This is a genomic window from Allobosea sp. (genome assembly GCF_035944895.1).
Lineage (GTDB): Bacteria > Pseudomonadota > Alphaproteobacteria > Rhizobiales > Beijerinckiaceae > Allobosea.
The window spans coordinates 785,471-800,734 of sequence record NZ_DASZAT010000010.1 but is presented as its reverse complement, the minus strand read 5'-3'; the positions used below and the strand labels follow the sequence as shown (position 1 = coordinate 800,734).

General features: G+C 67.9%; 15 protein-coding genes. 10 read left to right on the top strand and 5 right to left on the bottom strand.

The window, feature by feature from the left end; all coding sequences use genetic code 11:
- Positions 1 to 7: 7 nt before the first annotated feature.
- Genes VGV58_RS19465 through VGV58_RS19455 form a run of 3 tightly spaced genes read right to left on the bottom strand, consistent with a single transcriptional unit; the run spans position 8 to position 3,840 of the window.
- Positions 8 to 1,663 carry a heme biosynthesis protein HemY gene (locus VGV58_RS19465; RefSeq protein WP_326875678.1) on the bottom strand — a complete coding sequence of 552 codons (1,656 nt, stop codon included), beginning with the start codon at positions 1,661 to 1,663 and terminating at the stop codon, positions 8 to 10.
- Between the two features lie 14 nt (positions 1,664 to 1,677).
- The gene (locus VGV58_RS19460) at positions 1,678 to 3,609 is read right to left on the bottom strand and encodes a uroporphyrinogen-III synthase (RefSeq protein ID WP_326875677.1); all 1,932 of its coding nucleotides are present in this window, start codon (positions 3,607 to 3,609) and stop codon (positions 1,678 to 1,680) included.
- A 30-nt stretch (positions 3,610 to 3,639) separates the two neighbouring features.
- Positions 3,640 to 3,840, bottom strand: a complete 201-nt coding sequence (locus VGV58_RS19455; protein WP_326875676.1) for a hypothetical protein — start codon at positions 3,838 to 3,840, stop codon at positions 3,640 to 3,642.
- Positions 3,841 to 3,934: 94 nt separating this feature from the next.
- Here VGV58_RS19455 and tsaD point away from each other — a divergent pair, with 94 nt between their 5' ends.
- The 5 genes from tsaD to acs all read left to right on the top strand — a co-directional run bounded on the left by tsaD (position 3,935) and on the right by acs (position 8,861).
- Complete coding sequence (gene tsaD, locus VGV58_RS19450) at positions 3,935 to 4,978, top strand: tRNA (adenosine(37)-N6)-threonylcarbamoyltransferase complex transferase subunit TsaD (RefSeq protein WP_326876173.1); 1,044 nt, start codon at positions 3,935 to 3,937, stop codon at positions 4,976 to 4,978.
- Complete coding sequence (locus VGV58_RS19445; protein ID WP_326875675.1) at positions 4,975 to 5,973, top strand: NAD(P)H-dependent glycerol-3-phosphate dehydrogenase; 999 nt, start codon at positions 4,975 to 4,977, stop codon at positions 5,971 to 5,973. The genes tsaD and VGV58_RS19445 overlap by 4 nt, the downstream gene beginning before the upstream one ends.
- A gap of 15 nt (positions 5,974 to 5,988) precedes the next feature.
- Positions 5,989 to 6,318 carry a hypothetical protein gene (locus tag VGV58_RS19440; protein ID WP_326875674.1) on the top strand — a complete coding sequence of 110 codons (330 nt, stop codon included), beginning with the start codon at positions 5,989 to 5,991 and terminating at the stop codon, positions 6,316 to 6,318.
- The gene (locus tag VGV58_RS19435) at positions 6,318 to 6,728 is read left to right on the top strand and encodes an EVE domain-containing protein (RefSeq protein ID WP_326875673.1); all 411 of its coding nucleotides are present in this window, start codon (positions 6,318 to 6,320) and stop codon (positions 6,726 to 6,728) included. The genes VGV58_RS19440 and VGV58_RS19435 overlap by 1 nt, the downstream gene beginning before the upstream one ends.
- Before the next feature lie 180 nt (positions 6,729 to 6,908).
- Entirely contained in the window at positions 6,909 to 8,861 is a 1,953-nt protein-coding gene (acs, locus tag VGV58_RS19430; protein WP_326875672.1) for an acetate--CoA ligase, read from the top strand.
- A 13-nt stretch (positions 8,862 to 8,874) separates the two neighbouring features.
- Here acs and VGV58_RS19425 read toward each other — a convergent pair whose 3' ends face one another.
- A complete protein-coding gene (locus tag VGV58_RS19425) occupies positions 8,875 to 10,656 on the bottom strand; it encodes a GGDEF domain-containing protein (RefSeq protein WP_326875671.1) in 1,782 nt (593 codons plus the stop codon).
- 114 nt (positions 10,657 to 10,770) lie between these two features.
- Positions 10,771 to 11,226 carry a Fur family transcriptional regulator gene (locus tag VGV58_RS19420; RefSeq protein ID WP_326875670.1) on the bottom strand — a complete coding sequence of 152 codons (456 nt, stop codon included), beginning with the start codon at positions 11,224 to 11,226 and terminating at the stop codon, positions 10,771 to 10,773.
- A gap of 131 nt (positions 11,227 to 11,357) precedes the next feature.
- Between VGV58_RS19420 and VGV58_RS19415 the strand changes: the two genes are divergently transcribed.
- From VGV58_RS19415 to VGV58_RS19395, 5 genes are all read left to right on the top strand, one after another.
- Positions 11,358 to 12,278 carry a metal ABC transporter substrate-binding protein gene (locus VGV58_RS19415; RefSeq protein WP_326875669.1) on the top strand — a complete coding sequence of 307 codons (921 nt, stop codon included), beginning with the start codon at positions 11,358 to 11,360 and terminating at the stop codon, positions 12,276 to 12,278.
- Positions 12,275 to 13,183, top strand: a complete 909-nt coding sequence (locus VGV58_RS19410) for a manganese/iron ABC transporter ATP-binding protein (RefSeq protein WP_326875668.1) — start codon at positions 12,275 to 12,277, stop codon at positions 13,181 to 13,183. Before VGV58_RS19415 ends, VGV58_RS19410 begins: the two co-directional genes overlap by 4 nt.
- Positions 13,183 to 14,034 (top strand): metal ABC transporter permease, encoded by an 852-nt coding sequence (locus VGV58_RS19405; protein ID WP_414644045.1) that lies wholly within the window; start codon positions 13,183 to 13,185, stop codon positions 14,032 to 14,034. Before VGV58_RS19410 ends, VGV58_RS19405 begins: the two co-directional genes overlap by 1 nt.
- Positions 14,031 to 14,879 (top strand): metal ABC transporter permease, encoded by an 849-nt coding sequence (locus VGV58_RS19400; RefSeq protein ID WP_326875666.1) that lies wholly within the window; start codon positions 14,031 to 14,033, stop codon positions 14,877 to 14,879. Before VGV58_RS19405 ends, VGV58_RS19400 begins: the two co-directional genes overlap by 4 nt.
- A 118-nt stretch (positions 14,880 to 14,997) precedes the next feature.
- On the top strand, positions 14,998 to 15,252 hold the full coding sequence (locus VGV58_RS19395; RefSeq protein ID WP_326875665.1) for a hypothetical protein: 255 nt from the start codon (positions 14,998 to 15,000) through the stop codon (positions 15,250 to 15,252).
- Positions 15,253 to 15,264: the final 12 nt, after the last annotated feature.

The following is a 15,264-nucleotide window of genomic DNA, read 5'->3' as shown; positions in this document are numbered from 1 at the left end:
GGCACCGTCAGCTAAAAATCCGAAAGCGGCCCTTGGTCTCACCGGGCGCCTGCTGCTCCGGGCCGGGATCGTCGGGCGCATGCGCGACCGGGAAGACGACCGGGGCGGGCTTGGCCTGCTGCGGCGCCGGCTTCGTCGTTGCCGGAGCGATCTCGACGACCGGCTCGGCCGGGGGAGGGGCGGCTGCAGCGACTGGCTCAGGCCTGGCCTCGACCTTGGCTTCCGGCTTTGGCGGTTCGGGCGCGGCAGGCGGAGCGAGCCCGGCTGCTGGCGGAACCGTCACCGCCTCCGCGACCTCGGCCTTGCCCTCGATCAGTGGCGCAGAAGGCTCATCGATGTCCGCGAGGACATCGTCGTCGAGATGGGCGCCCTGGCTGCCAAGCGTCGCCGGCGGCACCGTCCAGACGAAGGCGTCGAGCCGGCCCGAAATCGGCGAGACCGGCAGCCATTGGTCGGAGACCAGGCCGTCGGCGACCCAGGCGGCGTCGCGCGGGGCGCGGGTAGCGCGGGACAGCCATTCGCGGACGCGGCCGGTGGCGCCGTGCTCGGCCTCCTCCAGCTCGGCCATCAGCAGGCAGGCGCGAACCGAGGCGCCGCCGGCGAGCAGCGGCTTCAGCGTGGTCCGGGCGCGAGCGAAGTCCTGGGCATGGATGGCGGCGCCCGCGAGCGCCAGCACGCCCTCGGGATCGGCGGGCCTGAGCTTGGTCAGCATCTCGGCGCGGGCGAGGCGGTCGCGGGCGCTGTCGCCGGGACGGACGTCGAGATAGGCGCCGGCGATGTCGGGATGCGAGACCTGCTTCCAGGCTGCCTCCAGCAGGCGTGCCGCTTTCTTGATATCGCCACGCTCGGAGAGCATCCGGCCGGCGAGAGCTGCGGCGGGGGTGAGGCCCGGTGCGAGCTTGACGGCTTCGAGCGCGGCGGCAAGCGCTTTTTCGGGCTCGCGGTCCTTGGCCTCGAGCGCCTCGGCTGCGAGCAGGACGGCGCGCTGGCGTTTGGCCTCGCCCTTGTCGGCAAGGCGCAGCGCGGCGCGGCGCTCGACCGCGGTGCGGGCCGCCTGCCAGTCGCCGGCGGCAGTGTGAAAGTCGAGCAGGGCGTCATTGGCCCAGGCGAGCGAGGGCGAGCGGCGCACTGCGTCGTCGGCAAAGGCGCGGGCGGCAGCCATGTCGCCGCGCCGGCGTGCCTCGACGAAGAGGCCGCGCAGGCCGAGCACGCGCGTCTCCGGCTTGTCGAGCATCGCCTTGAAGGCGGCCTCGGCCTGGCCACGATCGCCCGAGAGCTGCGCCGATTGCGCTTCGAGCAGCAAGGTCAGCGGCTCATTGGCGACGAGTTTGCGGGCATCGACCGCATAGCGCCCGGCGGCGACGGGGTCGCCAGCGCCGATCGCGACCATGCCGCGCGAGATCGCCTCGAAGCCGCGGGCCCGGCGCCGTGCCCGCGAGGCGAAGCCGAAGGCGGAGGGCAGGCCGAAGACGAAGCGCATGATCGCCCAGGCGACCAAAGCGAGGAAGGCGAGCACGACGACCCCGATCGCCGCGATCGCGACGCTGGTTTCGATGCGGTAGCCCTGCCAGAGGATCGAGACCTCACCCGGCCGGTCGGCGAGCCAGACGGCGCCGGCGGCGAGGGCGGCGATGACGAGGAGATAGACCAGTACGCGAACCATCGGGATCTATCCTCTCAGCCTGCCGTGCCCAGCGCCGCGACCGCATCCTGCGCGATGCGGTTGATCGTCGTCTCCGCGCTCGCGCGCTGCTTCAGCGCCGCGCCGAAGGCTTCGCTGCCGCGCCGCGCCGGCTCGGGCAATTGGGTCCAGAGATCGGCTGCCTTGACGACGTCGTTCTGGACGAGCGCGCCTTCCAGCCGGATCGGCAGGGTCGCGGGGTCACTGGAACCGGAATCACCCACTGGGCGGATGGTGACGATGCGGCTGGCAAGGCCGAGCAGCTTGTCTTCCCAGCTGTTCGCGGCCGGCGTGGTCTCGCGCACGAACAAAGCGTGGTGGCCCTTGAACTGCGCCAGCAGCTTGTCGCGCGTCGGAGCCCCGGAGCCGGCGACGGCGGCGAGCGCTGTCTTCTGATCGGCCGGGATGTCGCCGAGCGCGGTCAGATCGGCCTGGAAGGGCCGGCCGGAGCCGATCGCGTCGCGGATGCGCTCGGCCAGGACGACGCGCGCCGCGGCGAGCGCCTGCCTGCTCGGCTGGGCGGCGTTCTTCGCCGCGGCCTCGACGCCGGCCAGGCGCTGGCCGAGCGTCGCGGCCGCATCGCGAGCGGCGGCGGCTGTGCTATCGGCGCGGTCGAGCTTCTCGTTCAGCCCGGCGGGGATGGTTGCCCCGGCAGGAGGCGTCTTGGCCAGCTCGGCTAGCCGGGCGGCATTCGCCTGCGCTTCGCTGCTGGCCTTGGCGGCGCTTTCGACCGCGGCTGCGGCCTTGCGGTCGACGGCGCTGATCGCGGCGCTCTGCGTCTGCAAGGTCTCGACGCGTTTCGTGAGCTCGGCCAACCGCGCGCCCTCATCGGGGCCGAAGAGGCGCAGAGCCAGCAGCACCAGGCCGGCGCCGATCACCCCACCGGCGAGGCCGGCGAGCGCGACGGTCGGCAGGCTGTAGCGGCGCTGCTGCTCGGGTACCGGCGGCGGCGTGAATTCCTCGGGAAGCGCCTCGGTCGGCAAGACGGCCTCGGCGGCGGTCTCGATGCGTTCGGCTTCGGCTGCGCTCGTCGCCGAGGCGGTAGCCTCCGCGGGCGGCGTCTCCACGGCCTGGGTGGCAGCGAGCTCGATGGTCGGCGGCGTCCGGCCGGAGCGATTGCGGCGCTTGCCGGTCTGGCCTTGGTCGCTGCTCGGTTCCGCCGTCATCTCGTCCTTGTCCGCCCTGTCGTCCGCCGCTGCCGGCTCCTTAGCATCGCCGCTCAGCAAAGTGCGAGCGGGAAGCTGGTCGAGCGCGGCGAAGAGCGCGGCTTCCTCGGGATGTTCGGCGACGAGCACGGTGTCGGACCCGGCCGAGATCAGCGGCGCGGCGATCGCGGCCGAGAGTGCCAGCTGCGGCAAGGCCTGCGCCTGCTCGGCCAGCCCGGCCTTGGCGGCGAGGTCGAAAAAGATCTCGGCACTGCGCGGCGAATAATGCAGGGCGGCATCGGCCGAGCCGTCGCGCAACACATCCGCGGCGGCAGCGGGCAGAGCCTCGACCGCCTTGGCCTCATAGGCGGTCCAGATCGTCACCTCGTGGCCGGCATCGCGCAATTGCTGCGGCAGGTCCTCGTACCGGTCGCGACCGGCGACGAGGAGCAGCTTCTGGCCCTTCGGCAACTGTTCCAGAATCAGCGCCAGCAGCTCGGCGCGTCCACCCCTGGCGCTGTGGGCGGTGAAGCCGAGCTTGCCGGCAGCTTCCGCCGTGCGCGTGCCGACACAGAAGGCGGGCAGGGCGCCGCGCCAGCTCTTCGGCAGGCTCTCCAGCGCCGGCACGGCATTGGCGCTGGTTAGCACCAGCGCGTCGAACGGCCCCTTGGGCGGCTTCTCGCCGGTTGGCAGGACCTGGAACAGCGGCGCGACGACCGGGGCCTTGCCACGCTCGCGCAAGGTCTGAGCACTGCGCTCGGCATCCTCAAGCGGTCTGAACACCAAAACGCGCATATCGTCTCCTCGGACGGCTCAGGCCGGATCGAAGCTGCCGGGCTGGATACGGATACGAGATCCGCGCCCGATCCTCGCTCCCTGCGCGGCCTCCGTGACGGAACCAAGGCATTCGCCGACATGGATGGCGTAACCGGCGATCGGCATGTCCGTCATGTGCTGCGAGGTCTCCGGTTCTGTGTAGATGGGCCAGCGCTGGGCATTGGCCTTCTCCTTCATGCAGCACTATACGGAGGAAATCCCCGCGCGAAACCGCGCACCTCGGCGGCAGCCCGGCGACCAGTGCCGATGCCCGCCCAACACCATGACGAGCATGCGAGTTCTGGGCATAGAGACGACCTGCGACGAGACGGCCGCCGCGATCGTCGGCGTCGAACGCTCCGGCGAGGCCAAGATTCTGTCGAACGAGGTTCTCAGCCAGATCGCGGCCCATGCCGCCTATGGCGGTGTCGTGCCCGAGATCGCGGCGCGCGCCCATGTCGAGGCGATCGACCGGATCGTGGCCCGCGCCTTCGAGAGCGCCGGCATGAAGCCCTCCGAGGTCGACGGCATTGCTGCAGCGGCCGGGCCGGGGCTGGTCGGCGGCGTCATGGTCGGCCTCACCACGGCCAAGGCGATCGCGCTGGTGACGGGCCGGCCGTTCATCGCGATCAACCATCTCGAAGGCCATGCGCTGACGGCGCGGCTGACCGACGATCTCGCCTTTCCCTATCTGCTGCTGCTGGTCTCGGGCGGGCATACGCAATTGCTCGCCGTGCGCGGCGTCGGCGATTATCTCCGCCTCGGCACCACCATCGACGATGCGGTCGGCGAGGCCTTCGACAAGATCGCCAAGATGCTCGGCCTGCCCTATCCCGGCGGCCCATCCGTCGAGCGCGAGGCATTGACGGGCGATCCCGAGCGTTTCGAGTTTCCGCGCCCGATGAGCGGGCGGCCCAATCCGGATTTCTCGCTGTCAGGCCTGAAGACGGCGGTGCGGCTGGTGGCCGAGCGGATCGCGCCCTTGTCCGACCGTGACGTCGCCGATCTCTGCGCCTCCTTCCAGGCGGCGGTGGTCGATGTGCTGGTCGACCGCACGCGGGCCGGTCTGCGCGCCTGCCGCGAGGCCGGGATCAAGCCGTCTTCGCTGGTCGTCGCCGGTGGCGTCGCCGCCAACCAGCAGATCCGCAACGGGCTGGTGCGGCTGGCGACCGAGGCTGGCCTGCCGATGGTCGCGCCGCCAGTGGCGCTCTGCGGCGACAATGGCGCGATGATCGCCTGGGCCGGGCTGGAGCGCCTGCGCCTCGGCCTCGTCGACGACATGAGCGCGGTGGCGCGCCCGCGCTGGCCGCTCGACGAACTCAAGGCGAAGGCGTGAGCGCAAAAGGTCGCTACCGGACGGTGGGCGTCGCCGGCGCCGGCGCTTTCGGCACGGCGCTCGCGCTCGCGGCGGCGCGGGCCGGGCGGCGCGTTCTGCTCTGGGCTCGCGACGAGGAGACGGTGGCGAGCTTGCGCAAGCAACGTGAGGCGCCGCGATTGCCGGGTGCGAGGCTGCCGGAGGCGATCGAGCCGATTTCAGATATCGCGGCGCTGGGCCAGGCCGAGGCGCTGATTCTGGCGGTGCCGACGCAGGCCTTGCGTTCGGCCGCGACCCTGCTCGCTCCAGTGCTGCCGGCCGGGCTGCCGGTGATTTCTGCCGCCAAGGGCATCGAGCAGGGCAGCGGGCGCTTCACCACGCAGATCATCGCTGAGGCGCTGCCGCAGGCGGTTCCGGCGGTGTTGTCCGGCCCGAGCTTCGCCGCCGACATCGCACGCGGCCTGCCGACGGCCCTGACGTTGGCCTCTGCCGACGCAGGGCTGGCGAAGGCGCTGGCCGAGGCACTGAACTCGTCCGCACTGCGCATCTATCACAGCAATGACCCACGCGGCGTCGAGATCGGTGGAGCCGCGAAGAACGTGCTCGCCATTGCCGCCGGCATCGCGATCGGTCTTGGACTCGGCGAGAGCGCCCGGGCCGCGCTGGTGGCGCGCGGCTTCGCCGAGCTGCGCCGTTTCGGCGAGGCGCACGGCGCCCAGGCCGAGACACTGATGGGGCTTTCGGGGCTGGGCGACGTCGTGCTCTCCTGCGCCACGGCGCAGTCGCGCAATTTCGCCTATGGCCAGGCACTGGGGCAGGGCAAGCCGCCGATGGAAGCATCCGGCGGCAAGCTGGCCGAAGGCGCTTTTACCGCCTCGGTGCTGGTCGAGATGGCGCGGGCGGAGAGGATCGACATGCCGATCGCGGAAGCGGTCGCTGCGGTCATCGCCGGAACGGTCGGCGTGCGTGAAGCTGTCGCGGAGCTGCTGGCGCGGCCGGTGCGGGCGGAAAACTGAGCGGAGAGGGCGCGCATGGCGAATGACTGGTCCGATCTGACGAAGCGCGTGGCGCGTGGCATCGCCGAGGTGCGCAAGACCACGGGCGCCGAGCTGGTGGCCGAGAGCCAGCCGGTGCCGCTCGCCGGGCGCATCGCCCAGCGGGTGATCGAGCTGCGCCGTCGGCGCGCCGAGGACACGCATCGCTTCGTGCTGATCCTGCCCTTCGGCGAAGCCGAGGTCCGCGTCGAGCTCAGCCCGCAGGATTATGCCGGGCTGACGCGCGAGATGGTGCGATTCTGGAACGAGCAGGGCGAGGCGGCATCGCGGCCGCCTGTACCCCTGAAGGAAGAGGACGAAGGCTGATGGCGCACTGGCTGATCAAATCGGAACCATCGGTCTACTCCTGGGACGACCTCATCAAGGCCGGCGCCAAGGGCACGCATTGGGACGGGGTGAAGAACCACACCGCCAAGCTCAACCTGATGGCGATGAAGCAGGGCGATCAGGTCTTCTTCTATCACTCGAATGAGGGCCTCGAGGTCGTCGGCATCGCCGAGGTCATCAAGGAGCATTACCCTTGGGTCGAGGCCGGTCCGCCCTGGGTGCTGGTCGACTTCAAGGCGCTGAAGCCGATGCCGAAGCCGGTCTCGCTCGCTGCGGTCAAGGCCGAGCCCAAGCTCACCAAGATGTCGCTCGTCACCTCCTTCCGCCTCTCGGTGCAGCCGGTGACGGACGACGAATGGGCTCTCGTCTGCAAGATGGGCGGGCTCTGACGGCCACAGTTTCCGCCGAAAGTCGCAGCAACGAAAGTGCGAGCCCGCGGCGCTTGTCGGCGTGACGTCGCGCCCTATGATGCGACCAACTCGAAAAAGGCCGGTCGGATCGCGGTGGCATCGCCGTCGCGAGCTGCACGCCGGTCCTGATGACGGCCCAAGTCTGGGGAGACGCCTGTTATGACCGAGATGATCTATGATGTGCCGGCTTCCTGGGCCAAGAAGGCCTATCTGAACGACGCCAAGTACAAGAAGATGTATGCGGCCTCGATCAAGGACCCCGACAAGTTCTGGGCCGAGCAGGGCAAGCGGATCGATTGGTTCAAGCCCTACACTAAGGTCCGAAACACCAGCTACAAGCCGGGCAAGGTCTCGATCAAATGGTTCGAGGACGGCACCACCAACGTCGCCTATAACTGCATCGACCGGCATCTGGCGACGCGCGCCAAGCAGACCGCGATCATCTGGGAAGGGGACGACCCCAGCGAGTCGAAGAAGATCAGCTACGGCCAGCTCTATACCGAGGTCTGCAAGTTCGCGAACGTGCTCAAGGCCAAGGGCGTCAAGAAGGGCGACCGGGTCACGATCTACCTGCCGATGATTCCGGAAGCCGCCTATGCGATGCTGGCCTGCGCCCGCATCGGCGCGATGCATTCGGTGGTGTTCGGCGGTTTCTCGCCGGATTCGCTCGCGAGCCGGATCGAGGATTCCGATTCAAAGGTCGTGATCACCGCCGATGAAGGCCTGCGCGGTGGTCGTTCCGTGCCGCTGAAGAAGAATGTCGATGCAGCCGACGACAAGGTGAAGGGCGGCATCGCGACGGTGATCGTGGTCAAGCGCACCGGCGGCAACGTCACCATGAAGGACGGCCGCGACGTCTGGTATCATGACGAGATCGCCAAGGTTTCCGGCCATTGCCCGCCCGTCGAGGTCAAGGCCGAGGATCCGCTGTTCCTGCTCTATACCTCGGGCTCGACCGGCAAGCCGAAGGGCGTGCTGCACACGACCGCCGGCTATCTCGTCTACACCGCGATGACGCATCAATACGTCTTCGACTACCATGACGGCGACATCTACTGGTGCACGGCCGATGTCGGCTGGGTCACCGGCCACAGCTACATCCTCTACGGCCCGCTCGCCAACGGCGCGACGACGCTGATGTTCGAGGGTATCCCGACCTATCCGACGATCTCCCGCTTCTGGGAGGTCATCGACAAGCACAAGGTCAACATCTTCTACACCGCCCCGACTGCGATCCGCTCGCTGATGGGCGCCGGCGAGGAGCCGGTGAAGAAGACCAAGCGCAAGTCGCTGCGCCTGCTCGGCTCGGTCGGCGAGCCGATCAATCCCGAGGCCTGGGAGTGGTATCACCGCGTCGTCGGCGAGCGCCGCTGCCCGATCGTCGACACCTGGTGGCAGACCGAGACCGGCGGCATCCTGATCTCGCCGCTGCCGGGCGCGACCAAGCTGAAGCCCGGCTCGGCGACGCGCCCCTTCTTCGGCATCAAGCCGGAGCTGGTCGATGCCGAGGGCAAGGTGCTGGAGGGCGCGGCCGAGGGCAATCTCGTCATCGCCGAGAGCTGGCCCGGCCAGATGCGCACGGTCTATGGCGACCATAAGCGCTTCGAGGAGACCTATTTCGCGACCTATCCGAACAAGTATTTCACCGGCGACGGCTGCCGGCGCGATGCCGACGGCTATTACTGGATCACCGGCCGCGTCGACGACGTGATCAACGTCTCCGGCCACCGCATGGGCACGGCCGAGGTCGAGTCGGCGCTGGTCGCGCATCCGCAGGTGTCGGAGGCGGCGGTCGTCGGCTATCCGCACGACATCAAGGGGCAGGGAATCTACGCCTATGTCACGCTGATGGCGGGCGAGAAGCCCTCAGCCGACCTGAAGAAGGAACTGGTGTCCTATGTCCGCAACGAGATCGGCCCGATCGCCTCGCCGGACCTGATCCAGTTCGCGCCCGGCCTGCCCAAGACCCGTTCCGGCAAGATCATGCGCCGTATCCTGCGCAAGATCGCCGAGGACGAGTACGGCGCGCTCGGCGACACCTCGACCCTGGCCGATCCGGCCGTCGTCGACGACCTGATCGCCAACCGCCAGAACAAGCGCAAGGCGGGCTGAGGCTGGGGCGGCCTCAGGCCGCCCTGATCCGATCGGCTGCAACCTTACCGGCGAGCATGCGCTCGCCGGCGATACCGACCCGGTTCCGGCCCTCGGCCTTGGCCGTGTAGAGCGCCTGGTCGGCTGCTTCGATCAACATTTTCCAGCCGAGGCCATCGCGTCGGCCGGTCGCCACGCCGAAGCTGGCGGTGACGAGCAACTCGGTCCCGTCGTCGAGCATGATCGCCTGCTCGGCGATCGCCGTGCGCAGCGTTTCCGCGATCCGCGTCAGCGTGCGCAGGGAGGTGCTCGGCAGGACGATGGCGAACTCCTCGCCGCCATAGCGCATGACGAGGTCGTTCTTGCGAACCATTTCCGCCACCAGCCCCGCCGTGGCCCGCAGGACGTGATCCCCGGCGATATGGCCATGGGTGTCGTTGATCAGCTTGAAGCGATCGATGTCCATCAGGATCAGGCCGGTTTCGATGGGCAGGTCGGCGAAGCCGGAATCGTCCTGACCGAGGCGATCGAAGGTATGGCGGTTCAGCAGGCCGGTCAGCGCGTCGGTCTCGGCCTGTACCTTCAGGCGTTCGGTGAGACGCAGGCGCTCGCGTAGCTTGAGGCGCAGGGATTCGAGTGCCGCGAACAGCTCGTGAATCTCGCCGCCATGCCTGCTGACGCGCGTCGGCCGGTCGAGATTGCGTTCCTCGGCGAGTGCCACGATGTGATTGCGGGCCTGCAGCAGCGGGCGGAAGATGCGCCGGCGCGCCAGCTCGAGCAGGAGCAGATTGGTGAGGACGATCAGGATGGTGAAGGCAGCGACGAGCTGAAGCCAATGAATGCTGCTCGCGCGGGTTGCCTGCGCGTGCGCCAGCATGTCGTCGAGGAAGCTCTCGCGCAGGCGTTCCAGCGGCGCCATCGTCGGAACGTACTGCAAGGTCATCTGTTCGGTGGTGACCGAATAGTAGCCCGTCTTTCCCTCGGCACTCAGCCGCGCGATGAGGTCGAGCCCGTCGCGGAAGTAGCGGGTTCTCGCCTCGTCGACGGCGGCGACCAGTTCGGGCGCGTCGGCGTGCAGGGCAAGCTGCTGTTCCAGCGATTGCCAGATCTGCAGGACACGCCCATGGGTCAGGATGAGCTCGTCGTAAGCCATTGCGGAGAGCGGTTCGCGCGCAGCGATCGACGGGGCGAGGAAGGATCCGAGCCGCCCCGCATATTCGCGCAGGTCGCCAAGCATCAGCCCGGTCAGGGCGTGCCCTGCCAGCGAGCTGTCGTGCTCCGTCAGCTCGGCCATCGCAGCGACCACCACCGGTCGCATCGTCTCGACGACCCCGAACATGCCGGCGATGACGCTGCGGATCTCGATCGTGTCCCGCTGGGCCAGCGGCAATGCGCTCAGCCGATCCGCCGCGCGTCTTGCCGTGACGAGGCTGGCGTGGACGTTGCCCAGCTTGTCGCGGGCGACGAGATGCCGGGTGATCTCACTGCCGTCATCGGGTGTGATCTCGGCCAGGGCCTGATCGCTCAATGCGCGGAATTCGGCGAGCTTGCGCGCGGCAGGGCTGTCCGCTGCAGGTTCCTCGCCGAGCACGCTGTTCATCGGGCCGCGTTCGGCCGAGAGGCGGTTCGCTGCGGTCAGAACTTTCCGGTAGACCGTGAGAGCCTCGAGATTGCGGCTGGCGCGGGCATAGTCATTGCCGAGGATGGTGATCAGGCCGAGTGCCAGTGCAAGCGAGAGCGCGAGCAGGACCATGCAGCCCAGAACGAGCTTGGTATCGAGGCTGGCGCCTGGCCGCGCGCGAATGGCGGCTGGCACTTCGAAACGATCACTCAAAGCCGACGCACGCTTCCGAAAGGCAAGTTGCCGTTGCGTGAGCTATCGAAGCTGGCGATTGAGATTCAGTAAACTCATTGCCGCCAAAAGCCGGCTTCAGCCTTCGCCGGGTTTGCGACGGCCTTTCCGGCCGAGCTTCCTGCCATAGAGTTCGAGCTTGTGGCGAACGATCTCGTAGCCGAGTTCGGCTGCGATCTTGGCCTGGAGCGCCTCGATCTCGGGCGAGGAGAACTCCACGACCTGGCCGGTCTCGACATCGATCAGATGGTCATGGTGCTGCTGGTCGGCGTGCTCATAGCGCGAGACGCCGTCCTCGAAGGCGTGGCGCTCGATCGCGCCCTGCGTCTCCAAGAGCTTCATCGTCCGGTAGACGGTCGAGAGCGACAGCGTCGGGTCGTGCACGAAGGCGCGGGTGAAGATGCCCTTCGCGTCGGGATGGTCGTCGGCCTCGGCCAGGACCCGCAGGATCAGCCGGCGCTGCTGCGTCATGCGCAGTCCCGCCTTGCGGAGCTGGAGCTCGAACTCCGTCACGCGCTGGTCGATTCCCTTCATGCGCGAGAGGTAGCAACCCTGAGAGGCATTTGCAAAAGCCTGATTATCGCAAATCGTTTGCAGAAGCGTTGACAGATGCAAGTGGTTTGCAATAGCGTTACCTCATCCCCCGTTTCGCTATTGGAGAGACCATGTTCGCGCGCCGCTGTTTCCTTGGCCTCGCTGCCGCCACGACGCTGGCGCTTGGCCTTGCCGCTTCTGCCGGGAGCGCCCTGGCGCAGGCCGCGCCGGGCAAGCCGCTGCGTGTCGTCACCACCTTCACGGTGATCCAGGACATCGCCCAGAACGTCGCCGGCACGGCCGCGATCGTCGAATCCATCACCAAGCCGGGCGCCGAGATCCACGATTACCAGCCGACCCCGCTCGACGTGGTGAAGGCGCAATCGGCCGATCTCGTGCTCTGGAACGGCATGAATCTCGAGCGCTGGTTCGAGAAGTTCTTCGACAATGTGAAGAACGTCCGGAGCGCGGTGGTAACCGCCGGCATCGAGCCGATGGGCATCAAGGATGGACCTTATGAGGGTAAGCCCAATCCGCATGCCTGGATGTCGACGACGAGCGCGCTGATCTATGTCGAGAACATCCGCAAGGCGCTGTCGGAGGCCGATTCGGCCAATGCCGCGATCTATGCCAAGAACGCCGCCGACTACTCCGCGCAGATCAAGGCGATGGATGCGCCTCTGCGCGCCCGCCTCGACAAGGTGCCGGCCGAGAAGCGCTGGCTCGTCTCCAGCGAGGGCGCCTTCAGCTATCTCACCCGCGACTATGGCTGGCGCGAAGCCTATCTCTGGCCGATCAACGCCGACGAGCAGGGCACGCCGCAGCAGGTGCGCCGGCTGATCGACCTCGTCCGCAAGAACAAGCTCCCGGCCGTGTTCAGCGAGAGCACGATCTCGGACCGCGCCGCCAGGCAGGTCGCGCGCGAGACCGGCGCCAAATATGGCGGCGTGCTCTATGTCGATTCGCTCTCCGACGCGCGCGGCGCAGTGCCGACCTATCTCAAGCTGCTCGAGGTCACCGTCGACACGATCGCGAAGGGGTTCGGCCAGTGAACCTGCAGAGCGCCGAGATCCGGCCGGGGCAGGGGCCCACGCCGTCGATCGTGGTCAGCGGCGTCACCGTCCGTTACGCCAATGGCGTCACTGCCGTGAACGATGCTTCCTTTGCGCTCGGCCCCGGCACGATCTGCGCGCTGGTCGGCATCAACGGCTCGGGCAAGTCGACGATCTTCAAGACGCTGATGGGCTTCCTGAAGCCGGCGCAAGGGCTGGTCAGCATCGCCGGCATGGAGGTGCGCGCGGCGCTGAAGCGCGGCCTCGTTGCCTATGTGCCGCAGGCCGAGGAGGTCGATTGGACCTTCCCGGTGCTGGTCGACGACGTCGTGATGATGGGGCGCTACGGCCATATGGGCTTCATGCGCCTGCCACGAAAGGCAGATCGCGAGGCGGCCGAGCAGGCGCTCGATCGGGTCAACATGCTGGAGTTCCGCCGCCGCCAGATCGGCGAGCTCTCCGGCGGGCAGCGCAAGCGCGTCTTCCTGGCGCGCGCGCTGGCGCAGGGCGGGCAGGTGATCCTGCTCGACGAGCCTTTCACCGGTGTCGACGTCAAGACCGAGGACCAGATCGTCCAGCTGATGCGGGAGCTGCGGGCCGAGGGACGGCTGATGCTGGTCTCGACCCATAATCTCGGCTCGATCCCGGATTTCTGCGATCAGGTCGTGATCGTCAACAAGACCGTGCTCGCCGCGGGGCCGACCGAGACGACCTTCACCCAGGATAATCTGCAGCGGGCCTTCGGCGGCGCGCTCCGGCATTTCCGCCTGGAAGGGGCGAGCCTGCATGCCGATGCCGACGACCGGCGCGTCACCGTGATCACCGATGATGAGCGTCCGCTCGTCTTCTATGGCGATCGCGACCATGAGAAGCCTGCCGCCGGCAGGAAGGATGGGCAGCCGTGATGGAGCTCCTGCTCGAACCCTTCGGCTACCAGTACATGGTCAAGGCGATCTGGGTCTCGGCCCTGGTCGGCGGCGTCTGCGCCTTCCTGTCCTGCTACCTAATGCTGAAGGGCTGGTCGCTGATGGGCGATGCACTGGCGCATGCGATCGTGCCCGGCGTCGCGCTCGCCTATCTCCTGAAGGTTCCCTATGCCGCCGGCGCCTTCTTCTCCGGCCTGCTGGCGGCGCTCGCCATGGCGCTGGTCAGGGTGCGCACGCAACTGCGCGAGGATGCCGTCATCGGCATCGTCTTCACCAGCTTCTTCGCGGTCGGCCTGATGATCGTCTCGATCAACCCGACCTCGGTCAACGTCCAGTCGATCGTGCTCGGCAATATCCTCGGCATCTCCGACGAGGACGTCGTGCAGGTCGCGATCATCGCTTTCGTCTCGCTCGCCATCCTGCTGCTGCGCTGGAAGGATCTGATGCTGGTCTTCTTCGACGAGAACCAGGCGCGCGCCGTCGGCCTCTCGCCGACGCGATTGAAGATCCTGTTCTTCGTGCTGCTCTCGGCCTGCACGGTCGCGGCGCTGCAGACGGTTGGCGCCTGCCTCGTCATCGCCATGGTGGTGACCCCCGGCGCGACCGCCTATCTGCTGACAGACCGCTTCGGCCGGCTGATTGCGATCGCGGTGACGATGGGTGTCGTCACCTCGGCGGTCGGCGCCTATGCCAGCTATTTCCTCGACGGCTCGACCGGCGGGCTGATCGTCGTGTTCCAGACGCTGCTGTTCCTCGCGGCCTTCCTGTTCGCGCCAAAGCATGGCCGCCTCGGCGCGCGCCGGGCGGCTAGCACGGGAGTAGCGGCATGAGCCTGATCCAGGACTGGCTGCTCGCGCCCTTCGCCCACGAGTTCATGCTGCGCGGCCTTGCCGTCGCGGTGATGGTCGGACTCGTCTGTGCCGTGCTGTCCTGCTTCCTCGTGCTCAAGGGCTGGTCGCTGATGGGCGATGCGGTCTCGCATGCGGTGCTGCCCGGCATCGTGCTGGCCCATATCGCCAGCCTGCCGCTCGCCATCGGCGCCTTCGCAGCGGGCCTGACCTGCGCCTTCGGCATCGGCTATCTCAAGGAGAACAGCCGGGTGAAGGAGGACACGGTGATGGGCATCGTCTTTTCCGGCATGTTCGCGCTCGGCCTCGTGCTCTTCGTCAAGGTCGATAGCGACCAGCACCTGCTGCATATCCTGTTCGGCAACATGCTCGGCGTGACCTGGGGCGATATCGCCGAGACGGCGCTGATCGCCCTGCCGGTCGCCGGCATCATGTTGGCGAAGCGGCGTGACTTCCTGCTGCACGCCTTCGACCCGGCGCATGCGCGCGCGATCGGACTGCCGGTCAGGGCACTGCATTTCGGCCTGCTCGCCATGCTGGCGCTGACCATCGTCGCGGCGCTCAAGGCGGTCGGCATCATCCTGGTCGTCGCCATGCTGATCGCGCCCGGCGCGATTGGCTTCCTGACGACGCGCCGTTTCGACCTGATGCTGCTGGTCGCAGTCGCGGCGGCGGTGACGTCGAGCGTCGCAGGCACGATCCTGAGCTTCCATCTGGACGTCGCGACAGGACCCTGCATCGTCGTGGTGCAGGCGGTGCTGTTCCTGGCCGCGCTGGCGCGCAGCCTTCTCAGGGCGCGGAGGCTGGTCACGGCGCGTCCCGCCTGAGCTCCCTTGCGAAAAAAATCGTGCTCCCTCGGGAATAAGGCCGCTCGCCACTCGTTTTTCCCAAATCCGCCAAGTTGCCCCGCTGCGATGGAGCAGGGCCGGTACGAGGGAGATGATAATGAGCGAGACCGACCAAGGACGACGAACTCTGCTGCGGCTGGCGCTGTTTGCGCTGCCCATGGCAATCGCGGGTTCGGCGCTGACCGCGACAGCGGTGCGGGCCGATGATGATGACGACGATGACGATCGCCGGCGCCGTCGCTGGTATCGCCGCCGCTATGACGACGATGGCTACCGGCGGCGCTGGCGCGATGACGATTACTATCGCTGGCGGCGACGCAGGCGCCGTCGTGACGATGACGACGATGATTGATTGCCGCGGCTG